Origin of the sequence: Pseudomonas sp. CG7 (genome assembly GCF_023701885.1) — a bacterium.
Classification (GTDB): domain Bacteria; phylum Pseudomonadota; class Gammaproteobacteria; order Pseudomonadales; family Pseudomonadaceae; genus Aquipseudomonas; species Aquipseudomonas zanjanensis.
The window spans coordinates 18,990-39,535 of record NZ_JABAEE010000018.1; the positions used below are offsets into that span (position 1 = coordinate 18,990).

16 protein-coding genes are annotated in these 20,546 nt (G+C 62.6%); 12 read left to right on the top strand and 4 right to left on the bottom strand.

Annotated features, from left to right (window positions below; translation table 11 throughout):
• Positions 1 to 15 precede the first annotated feature (15 nt).
• The 11 genes from algK (at position 16) to HGO40_RS10105 (ending at position 14,067) form a co-directional block, all read left to right on the top strand.
• A complete protein-coding gene (gene algK, locus HGO40_RS10055) occupies positions 16 to 1,521 on the top strand; it encodes an alginate biosynthesis TPR repeat lipoprotein AlgK (RefSeq protein WP_502943250.1) in 1,506 nt (501 codons plus the stop codon).
• A gap of 5 nt (positions 1,522 to 1,526) precedes the next feature.
• Positions 1,527 to 3,017, top strand: coding sequence for an alginate export family protein (locus HGO40_RS10060; RefSeq protein ID WP_284739063.1), 1,491 nt, complete (start codon positions 1,527 to 1,529; stop codon positions 3,015 to 3,017).
• A gap of 26 nt (positions 3,018 to 3,043) precedes the next feature.
• Positions 3,044 to 4,636 carry a mannuronan 5-epimerase AlgG gene (gene algG, locus HGO40_RS10065; RefSeq protein ID WP_250962863.1) on the top strand — a complete coding sequence of 531 codons (1,593 nt, stop codon included), beginning with the start codon at positions 3,044 to 3,046 and terminating at the stop codon, positions 4,634 to 4,636.
• An 11-nt stretch (positions 4,637 to 4,647) separates the two neighbouring features.
• Positions 4,648 to 6,099, top strand: a complete 1,452-nt coding sequence (locus HGO40_RS10070; RefSeq protein ID WP_250962864.1) for an alginate O-acetyltransferase — start codon at positions 4,648 to 4,650, stop codon at positions 6,097 to 6,099.
• 11 nt (positions 6,100 to 6,110) lie between these two features.
• Entirely contained in the window at positions 6,111 to 7,247 is a 1,137-nt protein-coding gene (locus tag HGO40_RS10075) for a mannuronate-specific alginate lyase (protein ID WP_284739060.1), read from the top strand.
• A gap of 222 nt (positions 7,248 to 7,469) precedes the next feature.
• On the top strand, positions 7,470 to 9,035 hold the full coding sequence (locus tag HGO40_RS10080) for an MBOAT family O-acyltransferase (RefSeq protein WP_250962865.1): 1,566 nt from the start codon (positions 7,470 to 7,472) through the stop codon (positions 9,033 to 9,035).
• Positions 9,036 to 9,046: 11 nt separating this feature from the next.
• Positions 9,047 to 10,222, top strand: coding sequence for an alginate O-acetyltransferase (locus HGO40_RS10085; protein WP_250962866.1), 1,176 nt, complete (start codon positions 9,047 to 9,049; stop codon positions 10,220 to 10,222).
• A 14-nt stretch (positions 10,223 to 10,236) separates the two neighbouring features.
• Entirely contained in the window at positions 10,237 to 10,902 is a 666-nt protein-coding gene (locus HGO40_RS10090; RefSeq protein WP_250962867.1) for an alginate O-acetyltransferase AlgF, read from the top strand.
• 217 nt (positions 10,903 to 11,119) lie between these two features.
• Entirely contained in the window at positions 11,120 to 12,571 is a 1,452-nt protein-coding gene (locus tag HGO40_RS10095) for a mannose-1-phosphate guanylyltransferase/mannose-6-phosphate isomerase (RefSeq protein ID WP_250962868.1), read from the top strand.
• Positions 12,572 to 12,743: 172 nt separating this feature from the next.
• The gene (locus HGO40_RS10100) at positions 12,744 to 13,208 is read left to right on the top strand and encodes a multidrug transporter (RefSeq protein ID WP_250962869.1); all 465 of its coding nucleotides are present in this window, start codon (positions 12,744 to 12,746) and stop codon (positions 13,206 to 13,208) included.
• A gap of 34 nt (positions 13,209 to 13,242) precedes the next feature.
• Entirely contained in the window at positions 13,243 to 14,067 is an 825-nt protein-coding gene (locus HGO40_RS10105) for an SDR family oxidoreductase (protein ID WP_250962870.1), read from the top strand.
• 327 nt (positions 14,068 to 14,394) lie between these two features.
• Here the strand turns inward: HGO40_RS10105 and HGO40_RS10110 are convergent, their stop codons facing one another.
• Genes HGO40_RS10110 through HGO40_RS10125 form a run of 4 tightly spaced genes read right to left on the bottom strand, consistent with a single transcriptional unit; the run spans position 14,395 to position 19,249 of the window.
• Positions 14,395 to 15,258 (bottom strand): efflux RND transporter periplasmic adaptor subunit, encoded by an 864-nt coding sequence (locus HGO40_RS10110; protein WP_250962871.1) that lies wholly within the window; start codon positions 15,256 to 15,258, stop codon positions 14,395 to 14,397.
• 10 nt (positions 15,259 to 15,268) lie between these two features.
• The gene (locus tag HGO40_RS10115) at positions 15,269 to 15,469 is read right to left on the bottom strand and encodes a DUF1656 domain-containing protein (protein ID WP_250962872.1); all 201 of its coding nucleotides are present in this window, start codon (positions 15,467 to 15,469) and stop codon (positions 15,269 to 15,271) included.
• Positions 15,459 to 17,660 (bottom strand): FUSC family protein, encoded by a 2,202-nt coding sequence (locus HGO40_RS10120; RefSeq protein WP_250962873.1) that lies wholly within the window; start codon positions 17,658 to 17,660, stop codon positions 15,459 to 15,461. Before HGO40_RS10120 ends, HGO40_RS10115 begins: the two co-directional genes overlap by 11 nt.
• Before the next feature lie 11 nt (positions 17,661 to 17,671).
• Positions 17,672 to 19,249 carry an efflux transporter outer membrane subunit gene (locus tag HGO40_RS10125; protein ID WP_250962874.1) on the bottom strand — a complete coding sequence of 526 codons (1,578 nt, stop codon included), beginning with the start codon at positions 19,247 to 19,249 and terminating at the stop codon, positions 17,672 to 17,674.
• Between the two features lie 318 nt (positions 19,250 to 19,567).
• Here HGO40_RS10125 and HGO40_RS10130 point away from each other — a divergent pair, with 318 nt between their 5' ends.
• Positions 19,568 to 20,536, top strand: a complete 969-nt coding sequence (locus tag HGO40_RS10130) for a LysR family transcriptional regulator (protein ID WP_186705135.1) — start codon at positions 19,568 to 19,570, stop codon at positions 20,534 to 20,536.
• Positions 20,537 to 20,546: the final 10 nt, after the last annotated feature.

Here is a 20,546-nt window from a genome sequence, read left to right on the forward strand (position 1 = left end):
GTCGAGGATATGCCCGTGATCACTCCACAAAACAACAATGCACCGCGTTCCCTGTGGGAGCGAGCTTGCTCGCGATGGGATCGACGCGGCCTGTCTGGTACTCCGAGCGGCCTGCATCGCGAGCAAGCTCGCTCCCACACAGGCTATGCGTTGTGTGCCTTGGCACTGGCCGTCAGCCTGGCCGGTTGCGCCGGCCTGCCCGATCAACGCCTGGCCAACGAAGCCCTCAAGCGCGGCGACACGGCGTTGGCGCAGCAGAACTACCAGCAACTGGCCGACCTGGGCTACAGCGAAGCCCAAGTAGGCCTGGCCGATATCCAGGTGGACAGCCGCGATCCCGAGCAGATGAAAAAAGCCGAGGCGACTTACCGCGCCGCGGCCGACATCTCGCCGCGGGCCCAGGCGCGCCTGGGTCGCCTGCTGGTGGCCAAGCCCGGTTCCACCGAAGCGGAAAAACACGAAGCCGAAGGCCTGTTGAAGAAAGCCTTCGCCAACGGCGACGGCAACACCCTGATACCGCTGGCGATGCTGTACTTGCAATATCCCCACAGTTTCCCGAACGTCAACGCCCAGCAGCAGCTCAGCCAATGGCGCAGCGCCGGTTATCCGGAAGCGGGCCTGGCGCAGATCCTGCTCTACCGCACCCAAGGCACCTACGACCAACACTTGGATGAAGTCGAGAAGGTCTGCAAGGCCGCGCTGGCGACCACGGACATCTGCTACGTCGAACTGGCCACGGTCTATCAGAAACGCGGCCAGCCGGAACAGCAGGCCGCGCTGCTCAAGCAGATGCAGGATGGCCACGCCCGTGGCGTCGTTTCCGCCCAGCGCGTGGACAGCGTCGCCCGCGTCCTGGCCGATGCCAGCCTGGGCAAGACCGATGAAAAGACCGCCCAATCGCTGCTCGAAGGCATCGCCCCTGGCTACCCCGCTGCCTGGGTCAGCCTGGCGCAACTGCTCTACGACTTCCCGGAACTGGGTGACGTCGACAAGATGATGCAGTACCTGGAAAACGGCCGGGCCGCCGACCAGTCGCGCGCCGATCTGTTGCTGGGCAAGCTGTACTACGAAGGCAAATGGGTTCCGGCCGACGCCAAGGTCGCCGAGGCGCATTTCCAGAAAGCCGTGGGCCGTGAAGTGTCCGCCGACTATTACCTCGGCCAGATTTATCGCCGCGGTTACCTGGGCCAGGTGTACTCGCAAAAAGCCCTGGACCACCTGCTCAAGGCCGCCCGCAACGGCCAGAACAGCGCCGACTACGCCATTGCCCAGCTGTTCTCCCAGGGCAAGGGCACCAAGCCCCACCCGGTCAACGCCTACGTGTTCAGCCAGTTGGCCAAGGCGCAGAACACCCCGCAAGCCACCGAGCTTGCCCAAACCCTCGAAGCACAATTACCGCCGGAACAACTTGCACAAGCGCAACGCCTGCTACAACAAGAGCAGGCCATTCGCGGCGCAATGAGCCCCGATACGCTTGAACTGCAAGCCCTAAAAGAAGATGACGGCGAGGAACCTCTATGAAGCTTTTGAAGCTCAATCCTTTTGTACAGGCTGGTATTGGCCTGTCGTTTGCCCTGTTGTGGTCCAGCCCGACCCTGGCGGCCCTGACTGACACCAAGAACTTCGGCCTGGAAGTGAAGATCACCGGCCAGTCCGAAGACGACCGTGACCTCGGCACCCAGAGCGGTGGCGACGTCAACGGTGTCGGCCTGGACTTGCGTCCGTGGGTCTACGGCGAAAGCGAAAGCGGCGCCTGGAGCGCCTACGCCATGGCCCAGGCCGTGACGTCCAGCGACATCATCGAGACCGACACCCTGCAGCAGTCCGATGGCAGCACCCAGCAAACCGACAGCGGTGATCGCGAAGCCAAGAAAAGCTACCTGGCCATGCGCGAGTTCTGGATCGGCTACCGTGGCCTGACCCCTTACCCGGGCGAGCAGTTGAAGTTCGGTCGCCAGCGCCTGCGCAACGACGACGGCCAATGGCGCGACACCAACATCGAAGCCCTGAACTGGACCTTCGACACCACCTTGCTGCGAGCTAACCTCGGCGTGGCCGAACGGTTCAGCGAATACCGCACCGACCTCAAGGAACTGTCCCCCAAGGACAAGGACCGCATGCACGTCTATGGCGACGTGGGCTACCAGTGGATGCCAGGCCAGTGGGCCGGGATCCGTGCCCACCACTCCCATGACAGCGGCAGCCTCGATTACCCGACCCCGGGCGAAGCCACCGACACCCTGGACAAGACCGAGAACGGTGACTTGACCTGGCTGGGCCTGGAAGCCAACAGCGACGCCTACAACTGGCGCAACACCAACACCGTCAACTACTGGGCGAGCCTCACCGGCATGACCGGCGACCGCGACACCGTCAACCCGCTCAATGCCGACGGCACACGCCCAACAGAAGCCAAGCACAGCGATGACGTCGACGGCTGGGCCACCGACCTGGGTATCCGTCTGCGTCTGGACCCGCAATGGCAAGTCGGTGCGGCCTATGCCCGCGCCAGCGAGGACTACGAGCAGAACGGCCTGCAAAGCAACCGCTCGAACTTCACCGGCACCCGCTCGCGCGTGCACCGTTTCGGCGAAGCGTTCCGCGGCGAAATGGCCAACACCCAGAGCGCCAGCCTGTTCGGTTCCTGGCAACTGCGTGACGAATACGACGCAAGCCTGGTGTACCACAAGTTCTGGCGCGTGGACGGCAACAAGCCGGTGGGCAGCAACGGCATCAACGCCGTGGAAAACAACACCGACGACGTGACCGGCGCGATCCTGTCCACCTCGACCCTGCCGCTGCGTGATGGCGCCAAGGACCTGGGCCAGGAAGTCGACCTCGTCGTCACCAAGTACTTCAAGCAAGGCCTGCTGCCGGCCGCGCTGAGTCAGTCCATCGATGAGCCGTCGGCGCTGGTGCGCTTTCGTGGCGGCGTGTTCAAGCCAGGCGACGCCTACGGCAAAGAGGTCGATTCGTACATGCATCGCGCCTTTGTCGACGTGATCTGGCGCTTCTGATGCGAATGGCCATGGGAGTGCCCGATATGAACCGCTACCTCAGGAACAGCCAGGCGATGAAAGGTTCGATCAGCCTGTTGGTCGCAGCGATGCTGCTGGCCGGCTCGCCGGCGTTCGCCAACGTTGAACCGGTGGTCAAGCCGGGCAACGTGGCCAAGGAACTGCAACAAGCCAAGACCTACACCGTCAGCAGCGCGCCGACCGCACCGCTGGAGCTGGCCGCGCCGACCCTGCCCGACCTCAAAGGCTATACGCCCGAAGCGGTCGCGGCCAAGATCGTGCGCAGCAAGCCCGGCAAGATCAGCGTGCGCCGGATGATGCAGGAAAACGCCTTGAAGGACTTCATCGGCGGCGACAACAAGATGGCCGAGTGGGTGGTGCGCCAGCGCGGCATCCCACAGGCCATCTTCATCGACGATGGCTACATGAACCTCAAGGACCTGGTCAAGAAGGTGCCCAAGCAGTACCTCAGCGAAACCTCGCCAGGCGTGTTCCTGGCCAGGATTCCGATTGTGGTCGGCCAGAAAGGCATCCTTGAGATCGACAAGCAGACCCAGGAGTTGCGCCTGTCCCAGGAGGGCGGCGCGTTCCTGGGCAACGATGGCCGGATGTTCATCCGCGACACCAAGGTCACCGGCTGGCGCGAAAAGGAAAACGGCCCTGCCACGTTCCGCTCGCCCAATGAATTCCGTCCGTTCCTGCTGTCCTGGGGCGGCACCGAGACCTACATCGTCAACAGCAAGATGGCCAGTTTCGGCTACGCCAACAGTAAGTCGTACGGGGTGAGTATTTCCCAGTACACGCCGAACATGGCCAAGGTCCTCAAGCGCCCGGAACCGACCGGCTGGATCATCGGTTCCGAGTTCTCGGACATGTGGTACGGCTTCTACTGCTACGAAACCAACGACTTCGTGGTCAAGAGCAATACCTACAAGGACAACATCGTCTACGGCATCGACCCCCACGACCGTTCCCATCGGCTGATCATTGCCGACAACACCGTCTACGGGACCAAGAAGAAGCACGGGATCATCATTTCCCGTGAGGTCAACGACAGCTTCATTTTCAACAACCGCAGCTACGACAACAAACTCTCGGGCCTGGTGATCGACCGTAACAGCGTGAACAACCTGATCGCCTACAACGAGATCTACAAGAACCACACCGACGGCATCACGCTGTACGAGAGTGGTGACAACCTGCTGTGGGGCAACAAAGTGATCAGCAACCGCCGCCACGGCATCCGGATTCGTAACAGCGTGAACATCCGCCTCTACGAAAACGTGTCCATGGCCAACGGCCTGACCGGTCTCTACGGCCACATCAAAGACCTGTCGGACACCGACCGGGACATCAAGCTCGACCCGTTCGACGCCCAGGTCTCGCTGATCGTGGTGGGTGGCGAATTGGCCGCCAACGGCAGCGGCCCGTTGTCCATCGACTCGCCCCTGAGCGTCGAGCTGTACCGCGTGTCCATGCTCGCGCCGACCAAATCCAGCGGCATCAGCTTCTCGGGAATCCTCGGCGAACGCCAGGACGAAATTCTTGACCTGCTGGTGCGCCAGCAGAAAGCCGTGCTGATCGACCCTGTCGAACGCCAGACCGAAATGCGGGACTGAGGATGACCTTTATGAACCCACAGATGATCAAACTTTTGGGCCTGTCCGCCCTGACTGCCGGCATTCTCGCCGCCGCAAGTGGCGCGCGCGCCGATGAAGTCAAGGCACCGAGCTTCACCGCCGACCCGTGCTGCAACCTGTGCCCGGCGGCCCATGACGCGAAGAACTACACCACGCGCTACCAGCAGAACTTCACCACGCTGGTACAAGCCCAGGGCGACTGGCTGTTCCGGACCCAGGAAGACCTGCGGACCGAATTCAACACCACCCCGGCCGGCTACAAGCGCCTACAGCAGTTGCACGATGCGTTCAAGGCCAAAGGCGTCGAGCTGGTGCTCGTCTACCAGCCGACCCGGGGCCTGGTGAACCGCAACAAGCTCAACCCGCAGGAAAAAGCCGCTTTCGACTACGAGAAAGCCCTGGCCAACTACAAATCCATGCTCGGCCGTTTCGCCCAGATGGGTTATGTGGTGCCGGACCTGTCGCCGCTGACCAACGAAAACCTGCCCGAAACCCTGCCGGCCCACGATTTCTATTTCCGTGGCGACCAGCACTGGACCCCATACGGCGCCCAGCGCACCGCCAAGGTCGTGGCCGAGAAGGTCAAGCAGATCCCGGCCTTCGCCGACATCCCCAAGCGTGAGTTCGAGACCAAGAAGTCCGGCCGCATGGGCAAGACCGGCACCCTGCACAACATGGCCGGGCAGCTGTGCGGCACCAGCTACGCGATCCAATACATGGACCAGTTCACCACCGAACCCAAGGGCGAGGCCGGCGACGGCGACCTGTTCGGCGATTCCGGCACCCCGCAGATCACCCTCGTGGGCACCAGTCACAGCGGCAAGAACTACAACTTTGCCGGTTTCCTGGAAGAAGCCATCGGCGCCGACATCCTCAACGTCGCCTTCCCCGGCGGTGGTTTCGAGGGCGCGATGATCCAGTACCTGGGCAGCGAAGAGTTCCAGAAGAACCCGCCGAAGATTCTCATCTGGGAATTCTCGCCGCTGTATCGCCTCGACCAGGAAACCATCTACCGCCAGATGATGGCGCTGCTGGACAACAACGGTTCCGAAGGCAAGCCGGCCCTGATGAGCAGCAAGGCCAAGCTCAAGCCGGGCAAGAACGAATTGATGGTCATCAGCCAGAACATGGATCTGCGTAACGGCAGCCACCAGGTCGACATCCGCTTCGCAGACACCTCGGTGAAAACCTTGCAAGCCACCCTCTGGAACATGAATGGGCGCCACGAGGACATCAAGATCGAAAAACCGAATACCTCCGACACCGACGGACGTTTCGCCTTCCAATTGCGTACCGACGAGGACTGGGCCTCCCAGAACCTCTTGGCTCTAGAGGTCCAGGGGCCTGAAGCCGGCAAGGAGCCACTGCAAGTGGAAGCGAAAGTCTGCAAACGCAACGCATCTCCGCAAGCCGGGCAACAAACGGCTCAAATCGGACAATGAGGTCTCGTCTCATGACCAGTACCACGCGCACCCGAACGTTGAAAACGCTGCTGGCGCCCTCCCTGCTGACCCTGGCGATGTTCGCCGGGGCCACGCAGGCGGCGGCCCCGCTGCGCCCGCCACAGGGTTACTTCGCACCGATCGAGAAGGTCAAGGCCGGCGAAGCGGCCAAAGGTTGCGACGCCACGCCGACGCCCTACACCGGTTCCCTGCAATTTCGCAGCAAGTACGAGGGCTCCGACAAGGCCCGCGCGACGCTGAACGTGCAATCGGAAAAAGCCTTCCGCGATAGCACCGCCGACATCACCACGATCGAGCGTGGCGTCAGCAAGCAAGTGATGCAGTTCATGCGTGACGGCCGCCCCGAGCAACTGGAATGCACGCTGAACTGGCTGACCGCCTGGGCCCAGGCCGATGCGTTGATGTCCAAGGACTTCAACCACACTGGCAAGTCCATGCGCAAATGGGCGTTGGGCAGCATGGCTTCGGCCTATGTGCGCCTGAAGTTCTCCGAGTCCCGTCCGCTGGCCAATCACCCGGAGCAGGCGCAACTGATCGAAGGCTGGTTCAGCCGGATGGCCGACCAGGTGGTCAGCGACTGGGACAACCTGCCGCTGGACAAGATCAACAACCATTCCTACTGGGCTGCCTGGTCGGTGATGGCCACCTCCGTGGCAACCAACCGCCGCGACCTGTTCGATTGGGCCGTCAAGGAATACAAGGTCGGCGTCAATCAAGTCGACGCCGAGGGCTATTTGCCCAACGAACTCAAGCGCAAGCAACGAGCCCTGTCCTACCACAACTATGCCCTGCCGCCATTGGCGATGATCGCCAGTTTCGCCCAGGTCAACGGTGTCGACCTGCGCCAGGAAAACAACGGTGCGCTCAAGCGCCTGGGTGACCGGGTGCTGGCCGGGGTGAAAGACCCGGACATCTTCGAAGAGAAGAACGGCGAAGAGCAGGACATGAAGGACCTGAAGGTCGATTCGAAATTCGCCTGGCTCGAACCGTTCTGCAGTCTCTACACCTGCTCGGAGGACGTGCTGGAACGCAAGCACGAAATGCAACCGTTCAAGACCTTCCGCCTCGGCGGGGACTTGACCCGGGTGTATGACCCTTCGCGGGAGAAAGGCGAAAAAGGAAGCTGACACCGTTCTCCCTGCCTGAAAGGGAACCCTGTGGGAGCGAGCTTGCTCGCGATGACGGCGGCACATGCGACTGCGATGCATGCTGATCCACTGCTATCGCGAGCAAGCTCGCTCCCACAAGGGAAAGTGGTCTGTTTCAAATGTAATAAATCCCCCGGTTTTCACGGGGGGGTTTGGGGGGGCTCTGGCCCTTGACTGTTGATTCAACATGGAGAGATCGGGATGGTATTTTCATCCAACGTGTTCCTGTTCCTGTTCCTGCCGTTCTTTCTCGGCTTGTACTACTTGAGCGGGCAACGCTATCGCAACCTGCTGCTGCTGATCGCCAGCTACGTGTTCTATGCCTGGTGGCGCGTGGACTTCCTCGCGCTGTTCGCCGGCGTGACCCTGTGGAACTACTGGATCGGCCTGAAAGTCGGCGCCGCCGGCGTGCGCACCAAACCGGCCCAGCGCTGGCTGTTGCTCGGCGTGGGCGTGGACTTGGCCATCCTGGGCTATTTCAAATACGCCAACTTCGGCGTGGACAGCCTCAATGCGATCATCACCGGCTTTGGTCTGAACCCGTTCATCCTGACCCACGTGCTGTTGCCGATCGGGATCTCGTTCTACATCTTCGAGTCCATCAGCTACATCATCGACGTCTATCGCGGTGACACACCGGCGACTCGCAACCTGATCGACTTCGCGGCATTCGTGGCGATCTTCCCGCACCTGATCGCCGGCCCCGTGTTGCGCTTCCGCGACCTGGCCGACCAGTTCAACAACCGCACCCACACACTGGACAAGTTCTCCGAAGGCTGCACCCGCTTCATGCAGGGCTTCATCAAGAAAGTGTTCATCGCCGACACCCTGGCGGTGGTGGCCGACCATTGCTTCGCCTTGCAGAACCCGACCACGGGCGATGCCTGGCTCGGCGCCCTGGCCTACACCGCGCAGCTGTACTTCGACTTCTCCGGCTACAGCGACATGGCCATCGGCCTGGGCCTGATGATGGGTTTCCGTTTCATGGAAAACTTCAAGCAGCCCTACATCAGCCAGTCGATCACCGAGTTCTGGCGCCGCTGGCACATCAGCCTGTCGACCTGGTTGCGCGACTACCTCTACATCACCCTGGGCGGTAACCGCAAAGGCACGCTGATGACCTATCGCAACCTGTTCCTGACCATGCTGCTCGGTGGCCTGTGGCATGGCGCGAACATCACCTACGTGATCTGGGGGGCATGGCACGGCATGTGGCTGGCCATCGAAAAAGCGGTGGGCATCGACACCAACCCACGCAGCATCAACCCGATTCGTTGGGCACTGACCTTCCTGCTGGTGGTGATGGGCTGGGTGATCTTCCGTGCCGAACACCTGCACGTGGCCGGTCGCATCTACAGCGCGATGTTCAGCTGCGGTGACTGGTCGCTGTCGGAACTGACCCGCGCCAACCTCACCGGCCTGCAGATCGCCACGCTGGTGGTGGCCTACGCCACCCTCGCCTTCTTCGGCCTGCGGGACTTCTACACCAACCGTCCACCGGTCAAGACCAAGCCTGAGGTCAATACCGAAGCCAACGGCCCGGCCACCGCGCAACCGGGAATGATCAAGGCCGTGCCGGGTGAGAACCCAGCGGCGATCCACGAGCCGGGCTACACCGTCGGCGTCGAGGCCCAAGTGCAACCGGCCTACTGGACCGTGGACTGGTCACGCTACGCGATGCGCGCCCTGGTGCTGCTGCTGTTCATTGCCTCGATTCTCAAACTCTCGGCGCAAAGCTTCTCGCCGTTCCTTTACTTCCAGTTCTGAGGGATCTGAACATGACCCGCTCATTACGCATCTTTTACATCGCACTGTTCATGCTGATTTTGACAGCGCTGGGCCTGTGGTCGATGCGCAGCTTCTTCGGCTTCAGCACGAACCCCGACGCGACCGTGCTCAACGGGCGCTGGGCCAAGGCTGTGGAAACGCACTACGACGAAGAGTTTCCGATCAAGCGCCTGGGCACCAACATCTGGGCCGCGCTGGACTACAAGCTGTTCAACGAGGGCCGCAAAGGCGTGGTCCTGGGCCGCGACCAGTGGCTGTACAGCGACGAAGAGTTCAACCCGATCGTCAACGAAGACCAGAACCTGCAAGGCAACTACGCGCTGATCGAAGGCGTGCGCCAGAAGCTCAAGGAGCAAGGCATCACCCTGGTCATGGCGATCGTGCCGGCCAAGGCGCGTCTGTACCCGGAGCACCTGGGTGAAGTGAAGCCTTCGAGCATTCACGCCAACCTGTACGAGGACTTCCATGCCCGCGTGGCCGCGGACAAGATCGTCGCCCCTGACCTGCTCGCCCCGCTGCAGCAGGCCAAGCAAAGCGGCCAGCAAGTGTTCCTGCGCACCGCCACCCACTGGACACCGGAAGGCGCGCAAATTGCTGCGGAACATCTGGCCAAAGCCATTGCCGAACGCACACCACTCAATGGCGAGCCACAGCGTTTCGTCACTGAACCGGCAGAGAAAGTCATTCATAAAGGCGACCTGCGTCAGTTCCTGCCGCTGGACCCGCTGTTCGAAAACCTGATGCCGGCCCAGGAGCCGCTCGTCAAGCGCAACACCCGCGAAGCCGACGACCAGCCGGCCAGCGATGACGCACTGTTCGCCGATGCCCAGGTGCCCGTGGCCCTGATCGGCACCAGCTACAGCGCCAACCCGAACTGGAACTTCGTCGGTGCACTCAAGCAAGCCCTGCACAGCGACGTCGTCAACTACGCCGAAGACGGCCATGGCCCGATTCTGCCGATGCTCAGCTACCTCAAGAGCGACGCCTTCAAGAACAGCCCGCCACAGGTGCTGATCTGGGAGTTCCCTGAACGTTATCTGCCCGTGAACAACGAGATCGGCGACGCCGATCCGCAGTGGGTCGCCGAACTCAAGCAGGCCGGCGCCCGCCAACAGAACGTAGCTGCTAACACACAATCCGAGACGCCCGACCGGGCGCAAAACTGAAAGAGAGGTCCACCATGACTTTCAACACTACTCCTCGCCGTCTCGCTGCTCGCTCCTTCAAGGCTGTTGCCCTGGTCGCCAGCATGAGCGCCCTTTCCTTCTCGGCCTTCGCCGGTGACTCGGCCCTCTACGGTCCGGTCGCGCCAAAAGGCTCGAGCTTCGTGCGGGTGTACAACGCCAGCAACGCCGAAGTCAGCGCCACCGTCGGCACCACCAACATCAGCGACGTAGCCCCACTGGCCAGCAGCGACTTCAGCTTCATGCCCGGTGGCGACTACAGCGCCAAGGTCGGCAGCCAGTCCGTGCCGGTGAAACTGGCCTCCGATCACTATTACACCCTGGTCAACAACGCCACCGGCCAGCCGCAACTGATCGAAGAGCCACCGTTCAAGAACAAGCAGAAGTCCCTGGTCCGCGTACAGAACCTCAGCGACAAGGCACTGACCCTCAAGACCGCCGACGGCAAGACCGAAGTGGTGCCGAACGTGGCCGCCAAGGGCCGTGGCGAACGTGAAATCAACCCAGTGAAAGTATCCCTGGCCCTGTACGAAGGCGACAAGAAAGTCGGCGACGTCAAGCCCGTGGCCCTGGAGCGCGGCGAAGCGGCCGTGCTGTACGTGACCGGCTCGGGCAGCAGCCTGTCGCCAGTGTGGGTGAAACGCCCAGTGTCGACCCGCTGATGAACTCACCTGATTGACGCTGTACCCCTGTGGGAGCGGGCTTGCTCGCGAATACGGTCTCACATTCAACATTGATGTTGGCTGAACCACCGCTTTCGCGAGAAAGCCCGCTCCCACCCTGAATCGGGGTGTCAATCGGGTACGGAACAAGAACAAGAGAGTGAAACGACAGAACGCAGTAGCTCTAACAACCATTTCGCTTCAAGGAGTAACAAACATGATTCCGGTGATCTTGTCAGGTGGTAGTGGCTCACGTCTTTGGCCGCTTTCGCGCAAGCAATTCCCTAAACAGTTCCTGGCCCTGACCGGTGAACACACCCTGTTCCAGCAGACCCTCGAGCGCCTGGTGTTCGAAGGCATGGACACGCCGATCGTGGTCTGCAACAAAGACCACCGTTTCATCGTCAACGAACAGCTGAGCACCCGTAAGCTCGAAGCCCAGCGCATCCTGATGGAACCGTTCGGGCGCAACACCGCACCGGCCGTCGCGCTGACCGCGATGATGCTGGTCAACGAAGGCCGCGACGAGCTGATGCTGGTGCTGCCGGCCGACCACGTGATCGACGACCAGAAAGCCCTGCAACGCGCCCTGGCACTGGCCACCGTGGCCGCCGAGCGTGGCGAAATGGTGCTGTTCGGCGTACCGGCCACCAAACCGGAAACCGGCTACGGCTACATCAAGTCGACCAACGATGCGCTGCTGCCCGAGGGCGTGAGCCGCGTCTCGCACTTCGTCGAAAAACCCGACGTCAAGCGTGCCACCGAGTTCGTCGAGGCCGGCGGTTATTTCTGGAACAGCGGCATGTTCCTGTTCCGCGCCAGCCGCTTCCTCGAAGAGCTGAAAAAGCACGATCCAGACATCTACGACACCTGCCTGCTGACCCTGGAGCGCAGTGAGCAGACGGCCGACACCATCACCTTCGACGAAGCCACCTTCGCCTGCTGCCCGGACAACTCCATCGACTACGCCGTGATGGAAAAGACCCAGCGTGCCTGCGTCGTTCCGCTGTCGGCCGGCTGGAGCGATGTCGGCTGCTGGGCGTCGCTGTGGGAAGTCAACGAGAAAGACGCCAATGGCAACGTCACCAAGGGCGACGTCGTCATCCAGGACAGCCGCAACTGCATGATCCACGGCAACGGCAAGCTGGTGTCGGTGATCGGCCTGGAAAACATAGTGGTGGTCGAAACCAAGGACGCCATGATGATCGCCCACAAGGACAAGGTCCAAGGCGTGAAACAGATGGTCAACACCCTCAACGCACAGGGTCGTACCGAGACCCAGAACCACTGCGAGGTCTATCGTCCGTGGGGTTCCTATGACTCGGTGGACATGGGCGGGCGCTTCCAGGTCAAGCACATCTCGGTCAAGCCGGGTGCGTGCCTGTCGCTGCAGATGCACCACCACCGCGCCGAACACTGGATCGTCGTCAGCGGCACCGCTGAGGTGACCTGCGACGAGAACGTGTTCCTGCTCTGCGAAAACCAGTCGACCTACATCCCGATCGCGTCGGTGCACCGCCTGCGCAACCCGGGCAAGATCCCGCTGGAAATCATCGAAGTGCAGTCCGGCAGCTACCTGGGCGAAGACGACATCGAGCGTTTCGAAGACATCTATGGTCGCTCCACCCCAATCGAACGTGGCGTGTCGGTGAAGACCATCGCACAGTAACCCGCAGCAACGATCAGCCGTACAAGAAGCCCCCATCCAGCCCACTGCGTCCCCTATCCGCAGTGGGTTGGGTGGGGGCTTTTTTTGCAAGTAAGTCATGGCCGGGCATCATTGCTTCAACATTGCCCGCGCCCTTCGGTAGGATGTGCCTACGGTAACGGAGGCTTCCACCATGCTTATCGGCGTCTTGCTGGTCATCACCTGGCTCATCCTGCTGTTGCGCTACCCGGCCAAGGCCTTGCCGGTCTCCCTCGCGGCGTTCATCGGGCTGGGACTGGTCGCTGTGTGGGTGCTCTGGCAGGAGAGGCGCGAGACCCGGCAACTGGAGCGCCTGGAACTGCGCCTCAGCTATGCCCCCGGACAGTGCCCCGCCGACCGGCCGCTGTCCCTGACCCTGAAGAACAACAACGACGTGCCACTGCTGGAACTGCGCTGGCGGGTCGCGGCCTATGCACCTGGCGACACCATCAACCTGGCCGACAGCCCCTACGACGCACCACGCTACCGTGGCCCTGGCGAATTGCAGGCCGGCGCCGACTGGCAGGACTGCCTGCCCCTGCCGCCCCTGCGTCCGGGTTATCGCCCGCAAACCCTGGAGTTTCGCGCCGAGCGCTTGCACGGCAGCTTCTCCAACTGATTGCCTCCCCCCTTTTTTGCACAAGGAACGCGCCATGCCTGTTGCGTTGATCACCGGATGTTCCAGCGGCATTGGCCGCGCCCTCGCAGAGGCCTTCAAGGCCGCGGGTTATCAGGTCTGGGCCACGGCGCGCAAGGCTGAGGACGTGGCGACACTCGCCACGGCCGGGTTCACCGCCGTGCAACTGGACGTCAACGACGGCCAGGCGCTGGAGCGGTTGAGCGAACGGATCAACCAACAGCAGGGTGGCCTGGATGTGCTGGTCAACAATGCCGGCTACGGCGCCATGGGCCCGCTGCTGGATGGTGGCGTGCCGGCCATGCAACGTCAGTTCGAAACCAACGTGTTCGCCATCGTCGGGGTCACCCGGGCGCTGTTTCCGGTATTGCGTCGGGCCCGGGGGCTGGTGGTGAACATCGGCAGCGTGTCCGGGGTGCTGGTCACGCCGTTTGCCGGCGCCTACTGCGCCTCGAAGGCGGCGGTGCATGCCCTGAGCGATGCCTTGCGCATGGAACTGGCGCCGTTCGGCATCCGCGTGATGGAGGTCCAGCCTGGCGCGATCGCCTCCAGCTTCGCCAAGAATGCCGGCCACGAAGCCGAACAATTGATCAGCGAGCAATCGCCCTGGTGGCCCCTGCGCGAGGGCATCCGCGCCCGGGCCAAGGCGTCCCAGGACAACCCGACCCCGGCCCACGAATTCGCCGCCGCGCTGCTCAAGGCCGTACAACAACCCAAGCCGCCCCGCCTGCTGCGACTGGGCAATGGCAGCCGGGCGTTGCCGTTGATGGCTGGTTTGTTGCCAAATGGGTTGCTGGAGAAGGGGTTGATGAAGCGGTTTGGGTTGGGCAAATCGCTGTAATCATCGCGTACTTGGCTTCTTGGCTTCTTGGCTGTTGTGGCGAGGGAGCTTGCTCCCGCTCGGCTGCGCAGCAGTCGTAACCCGGCTGGCACGGTTAATCCGTCGCACCGCAATGCCTGTTTTGGGGTGGCTTCGCCACCCAGCGGGAGCAAGCTCCCTCGCCACGGGTGAACGAGAGTTCCGGGGGCAACCGGAAAAAAGTGGGAGCGAGCTTGCTCGCGATGACGGTGGCATAGCCAACATCAGTTCAAGCTGGACCACGGCTATCGCGAGCAAGCTCCCACAGGTTTTTTTGGCTCACCATCACCCACAAGCAAGCCACTGGTCTCAACGCTTGTCGCGTGGTTCTACCACCACCGTGCAGGTCATCCCCGCCGCCAGCAGCACGCCGTCCGGCACCTCATCCAGATGAATGCGCACCGGCACCCGCTGGGCCAGGCGCACCCAGTTGAAGGTCGGGTTGACATCGGCGATCAGCTCGCGGCTTTCGGGGTTGTCGCGGTCGTAGATACCACGGGAGATGCTGTCCACATGCCCCTTGAGCACCTCTCCGCTCATCAACTGTAACTGCGCCGAATCGCCGACCCGCACCTTGGGCAACTTGGTCTCTTCGAAGAAGCCATAGACCCAGAACGAATGCATGTCCACCACGGCCATCTTCGCCTCACCGATGCGCGCATAGTCGCCACGGTGGACGTTGAGGTTAGTGACGTAGCCGTCCACCGCTGCGCGAACCTCGGTACGGGACAGGTTCAATTCGGCGGCTTCCAATTGCGCCTGGGCCTGCTGGTAATCGGCCAGGGCCGAGTCGGCGATGTTGCTGGCGTCGTCGCGATTTTCGCGGGAGATCACCAGGCTGTCCAGGTCGGCACGCCGATGGGCGTTGACCTTGCGCATTTCCCAAGTGGCCTTGCGCGACGCCACCAGGGAGCGCGCCTGCTTCACCGCGATGCGGTAATGCTCGGGGTCGATGCGCATCAGCAGGTCGCCCTTTTTCACCAACTGGTTGTCGCCCACCGGCACCTCGACCACCTCGCCGCTGACATCGGCGGCCACGTTGATGATGTCGGCCCGCACCCGGCCATCGCGGGTCCAGGGCGTGTTCATGTAATGGACCCACAGCGTACGGCCAATCCACAAGGCCAGACCCAGCACCAGCAGCGTCGCCAGCAGGCTGAAGAACTTTTTCATCGCATCGATCTCAACGGTAGACCGTCAGCGCCAGCGCGCCGAACAGACAAGTGAACAGACTCAGGCGCAACAACGCCGGGTGCCAGAAGAAGCGGTACAAATCCACCCCCGACAGGAAACGGTCCAAGGCCCAGGCCAGGCCGGCGGCGATGAAAAACATCAGGGTCATGGTGGGCATGTACACGCCATGGAAGGCGATCTCACGGGGCATGTTCAGGTTCCTGGGGAAGCGTGGCAGGCGGTATGACATAGCCGGCCAACGGCGATTGCGGGTCCAGCAGCGAGGTGCGGATGAAATGCAGGTAGCTTTTCACCCGACGCAGGGCCGAGGTGTCGAAATGCGGGGCGAAGGGTTCGTCGGTGGCCTGCACACGGCCAATGGCGTGGTCCACCGCCACCAGGGCACGCTCCAGATTGCTCGGGTTCGGTTGGCGGAACAGCCGCACCAGCGCCCGCCCCATCACCCGGATCGCCTGGCGCCACGGCTGGCTTTGTGCATAGGCCGGGTGCACCGGCAGGATCGCCTGTTCCTTGCGCAGTTCGATGATCGCGTGGCCGACTTCCAGCACCACGAACATCCAGCGCAGCAAGTCCCGTTGCACCCGAGGCTGCCCCGCCGCCAGCCCGTAGGCCTGATGCAGCAAGTCGCGGCTACGGCTCTCGAAACCCGAGGCCAGGCCCTTGAGCTTGCCACTGATGGCAAACACCACTTGCTCGCGCAGGTCCTGTTCCAGTCGGCGCCATAGCCAGCGGCTGTTGGGCGGCAGAATAATCGCACCGGCCGCGGCGCACACCAGCATGCCGAGGATCATCGCGATGTAATCGTTGATGAAGGCGTAGGGGTTGTAGACCGTCAGGTTGTCCGGCACCGAGCCGGTGCAGAAAAAGATCAGTAGCCCCAGCCCGACCCCGGCGTATTGGGGGCGCGAACTGAGGAACGAGCCCAGCATGATCACCGGTGCCAGCATCATGCAGAGCAGCGGGAAACCATCGATCAACGGGAAGACGAAGAACATCTCGACGAAGCCGATCAACGCCCCGGCCAACGTGCCGCAGGCCATCTGGAAGGCCATGCGCTTGGGGTTCGGCGTCGCGGCCGACAAGCCCACCGTGGCGGCAGCGATCATCGTCATGGTTGCGCCGCTCGGCCAGGCGGTGGCGACCCAGTAGCCGCCCAGCAACAACAGGATGAAAGCAGCGCGAACCCCCGACGCCGTGGCGGCCAGCCAGTTGGTCTGCGGCACGAACGGCTCGTCCCAGCGTTCACGGTCATGGCGATGCTCGGCCAGGGACGCGTGGGTCTGAGCGTAGCCATGCAGGTCGTCGACAAAGCGATACAGCAGTTCATAGGCGGTATGGAAATCCAGCCGTTGCCCGTCGCTCGGCGCGGTGTCCTGGAAAACCGCCCGCAGCCGCCGCACCTGGGCCGGCAAATCGGCCTTGTACTCAGCCAGCGCCGCAGATAGACGGGCCGCATCGCCGTCGGTCAGGGCCCGGCCACTGAAGCCGTCCAACCGTTCGGCCAGGGTTTGCAAACCAGGCTTGATGGCATTGACGACATGACCCGCCGCGCTGCTGCGCAAGCGCTCAAGCAACTGGTGCAAGGCGTTGAAGCGAGTGGTGATGCCCATGAACTCGCTGTTCAAGCGACTGAGCCGACCGTTGCGCCGGCGCATGTGCGGGTCTTCGAACACGGTCACGCTACGCAGGCTTTCCAGGCCCACGGCCTCGGCAATGAAGCTCACGTTGCGCGCCTCGAACGCCTCTCGCTGGCTGCGTCCACGCAGGCCGTCGGTGACAAACAGGGCAAACACCCCGAAGCGCTGGTACAAGGCATTGCGCATGGCGGCACTGGCGGTTTGCGGCAGGATCGCGGCACTGACCAGGGTGGCGCAAAGAATCCCCAGGGAAATCTCCAGCACCCGCCAGACCGCCGCCATGAATGCACCTTCCGGATGGGCCAGGGCCGGCAGGCCGATCATCGCCGCGGTATAACCGGCCAGCACGAAACCGTAGGCGCGGAAATTGCGATAACGCGCCGCCCCCGCCGAACAAAGGCCGACCCAGATCGCCAGGCAAACGAGGAATGGCCCAGTGTTCTGGGCAAACAAGGCGATCAGCGCCACCATCACCGCCGAGCCGGCCAGGGTGCCGAGGAAACGATAGAAACTCTTGGCGAACACCTGCCCACTCTGGGGTTGCATGACAATGAACACGGTAATCATGGCCGTGCGTGGTTGTGGCAATTCCAGGCGCATCGCCAGCCATAAGGTCAGGAACGCGGCCAACAGGACCTTGAAGATATAGACCCAGGTCACCCCGTCGCTACGGGCCCAGTCGAAAAAACCACGGCGCCATTCGAGACGGTACAGCCAGCGGGCAGGGGCGAATAAAGACATCACAATAGAACGACTCAGCATTGTGGCGAGGGAGCTTGCTCCCGCTTGGGTGCGCAGCACCCACTTTGCGGCGCGATTGGAGGGGCTGCTGCGCAGCCCAGCGGGAGCAAGCTCCCTCGCCACAGGGTATGGCCCGAGTCAGGACTGTCGTTGCCGGCCTCAAGCCCGCCACCCAGCGCCGTCACCAGATCGGCATGGGCACTCAACCGGGCCGCCTGCACCTGCTGTTGCACCTGTTGCTGTTTGAACAACAGGCCTTGGGCGGTGAGCACGTTGAGGTAGTCGGTGAGCCCGCGCTGGAACGCCACCCTTGCGATCTCGTAGGTGCGCTGGGCGGCAGCCACCGATTCAGCCGCGAAGACCTGTTGCTTGTCCAGGGACTGGCGGCGGATCAACTGATCGGAAATGCCCTTGAGGGCATTCACCAGTGTCTGGTTGTAGTGCGCCACGGCGATGTCATAACCGGCGGCCGCCTCGCCCAATTGCGAACGCAGGCGCCCGCCGTCGAAAATCGGCAAAGTGATCGCCGGCCCGACGTTGTAGGTGAGTTTCTTGCCGGTCAGGAACTCCAGCGCCCCACCCCCGGTGGCCATGTAGCCGAGGCTCCCCACCAGATCGACGTTGGGATAAAAACCGGCCCGGGCCACATCGCTGCCCCGGGCCTGGGCCGCCACTTGCCAACGCCCGGCCACCACATCCGGCCGCTGGCCAAGCAGTTCGGCGGGCAAAGCCGCCGGCAGCTTCAAGGGCGCGCCGAGGACCAGGGTCGGGCGCTGCAACGGCGCGCCTGCGCCCGGCCCTTTGCCTGCCAGCGCCGCCAACTGATTGCGGCTCAAGGCGATGGCTTCGTCGAGGGCGTCGAGTTGGCGATGGGTCTCGGGCAGGGGCGCCTGGGCCTGGCTGACTTCAAACTGGGTGCCGATGCCGCCGTCCAGACGCTTTTGCGCCAGAGCGAGAATCTGCTCTTGTTGATGAAGCGTCGCGGCGACGATATCGCGCTGGGCATAGTGCAGTGAAAACTGGATGTAGGCGCGCACGATGTTGCTCTGCAACTCCAGTTGCGCCTGTCGTGCTTCAGCGACGCTCACGTGGGCCAAATCAACCGCCCGTTCGCTGGCATTACGCTCACGGCCCCACAGGTCCAGGGCGTAGCTCAAGCCCAGGGAAGCCTGGTTGTCCCAGGTCGTGGTGTCAGCCAACTCGCCCGGGCCGTAGAACTGATCGGTAGGCCAGTCATGGCGCTTGAGGGTCGCCTGGCCATTGATCTGCAGCGACTCGGCGGCTTCGGCAACACCGGCCATGGCCTTGGCCTGGCGCACCCGGGCGGCGGCCATGGCCAGGCTCGGGCTGCCCTGCACCGCCAGGTCGATCCAGCGATCCAATTGCCGATCACCGTAGGCTTGCCACCATTGGCCGGCGGGCCAGTGGGCATCGCGGGCGGCCTCGCGGATGGCGGCATCGGTTACCAGTTGGTTGGCCGGCACTACCTGGCCGTGTGGCGCAATGCCGCCTGTGCCGATGCAACCGCTGATGGTTAATGTCAGAACCCAAACACTGAGAGTCTTCAGCTCTCTGCTGATGCAACGCGGCACTGGCGCAAAATTCCTGAGAGGGGCACAACGACGAGGGTGGCTGTAACGCAAAATCTGTGGGAGCGAGCTTGCTCGCGATGGCGTCCGGACATTCACCTCAAAGGTTGAAGGTAATGGCCTCATCGCGAGCAAGCTCGCTCCCACAGGTGTTCGCCAAGGCCGGCTCCTGCTTTGGCGGCAATTCTATGCATCGCCCTCCCCGGCGATAAGCCGACCTTTCTGCGAATCTTTGTTACCGTTAACGCGATAATCCATTAGTCGGGTCCCGCATCTCTGTAACTTCATGTCACAATTTGCCACCTCCCAAGAGAGCCCTCCATGGACACCTTGCAAAACATGCGCGCGTTCAGCTGTGTGGCCGAAGCCGGCAGTTTCACCGCCGCCGCCGCGCAATTGGATACCACCACAGCCAACGTCTCGCGTGCGGTTTCCAACCTGGAAGCCCACCTGCAAACCCGTCTGCTCAACCGCACCACCCGACGCATTGCGTTGACCGAGGCGGGTAAACGCTACTTGCTGCGTTGCGAGCAGATCCTGGCGTATGTCGAAGAAGCGGAAGCCGAGGCCAGCGACGCCCATGCGCGACCGGCCGGGCAGTTGAAGGTCCACACCATGACCGGCATCGGCCAGCATTTCGTGATCGACGCCATCGCCCGCTACCGCAAGACTCATCCGGACGTGACCTTCGACCTGACCCTGGCCAACCGCGTGCCGGACATCCTCGACGAGGGCTACGACGTCTCCATCGTGCTCGCCAGCGAACTGCCGGATTCGGGCTTCGTTTCCCAACGCCTGGGGATCACCTACAGCATCGTCTGCGCGTCGCCCGCCTACGTGAAAGCCAGCGGCTGCCCGCAAAAACCCAGCGATCTGCTCAACCACGCCTGCCTGCGCCTGGTCAGCCCGGTCATTCCGCTGGAAAAATGGGTGTTCGACGGCCCGGAAGGCCAAGAGATGGTCACCATCAACAGCTCACCGTTCCTGGTGAATTCCGCCGATGCGATGAAAACCGCGATCACCAGTGGCATGGGCGTGGGGGTGCTGCCGGTGTACGCCGCCATCGAAGGCTTGCGCAACGGCACGCTGGTGCGGGTCATGCCCAACTACCGCTCCCAGGAACTGAACCTCTACGCCATCTACCCGTCGCGCCAATACCTGGACGCGAAGATCAAGACCTGGGTCGAATACCTGCGCGGCTCGTTGCCGGAAATCCTCGCGGCGCACCAGGCTGAACTGACGGCTTACGAATTGAGTGGCAGCCTGGCGGGCACACGGGTCGCGAACTGAAGTCGTGCCC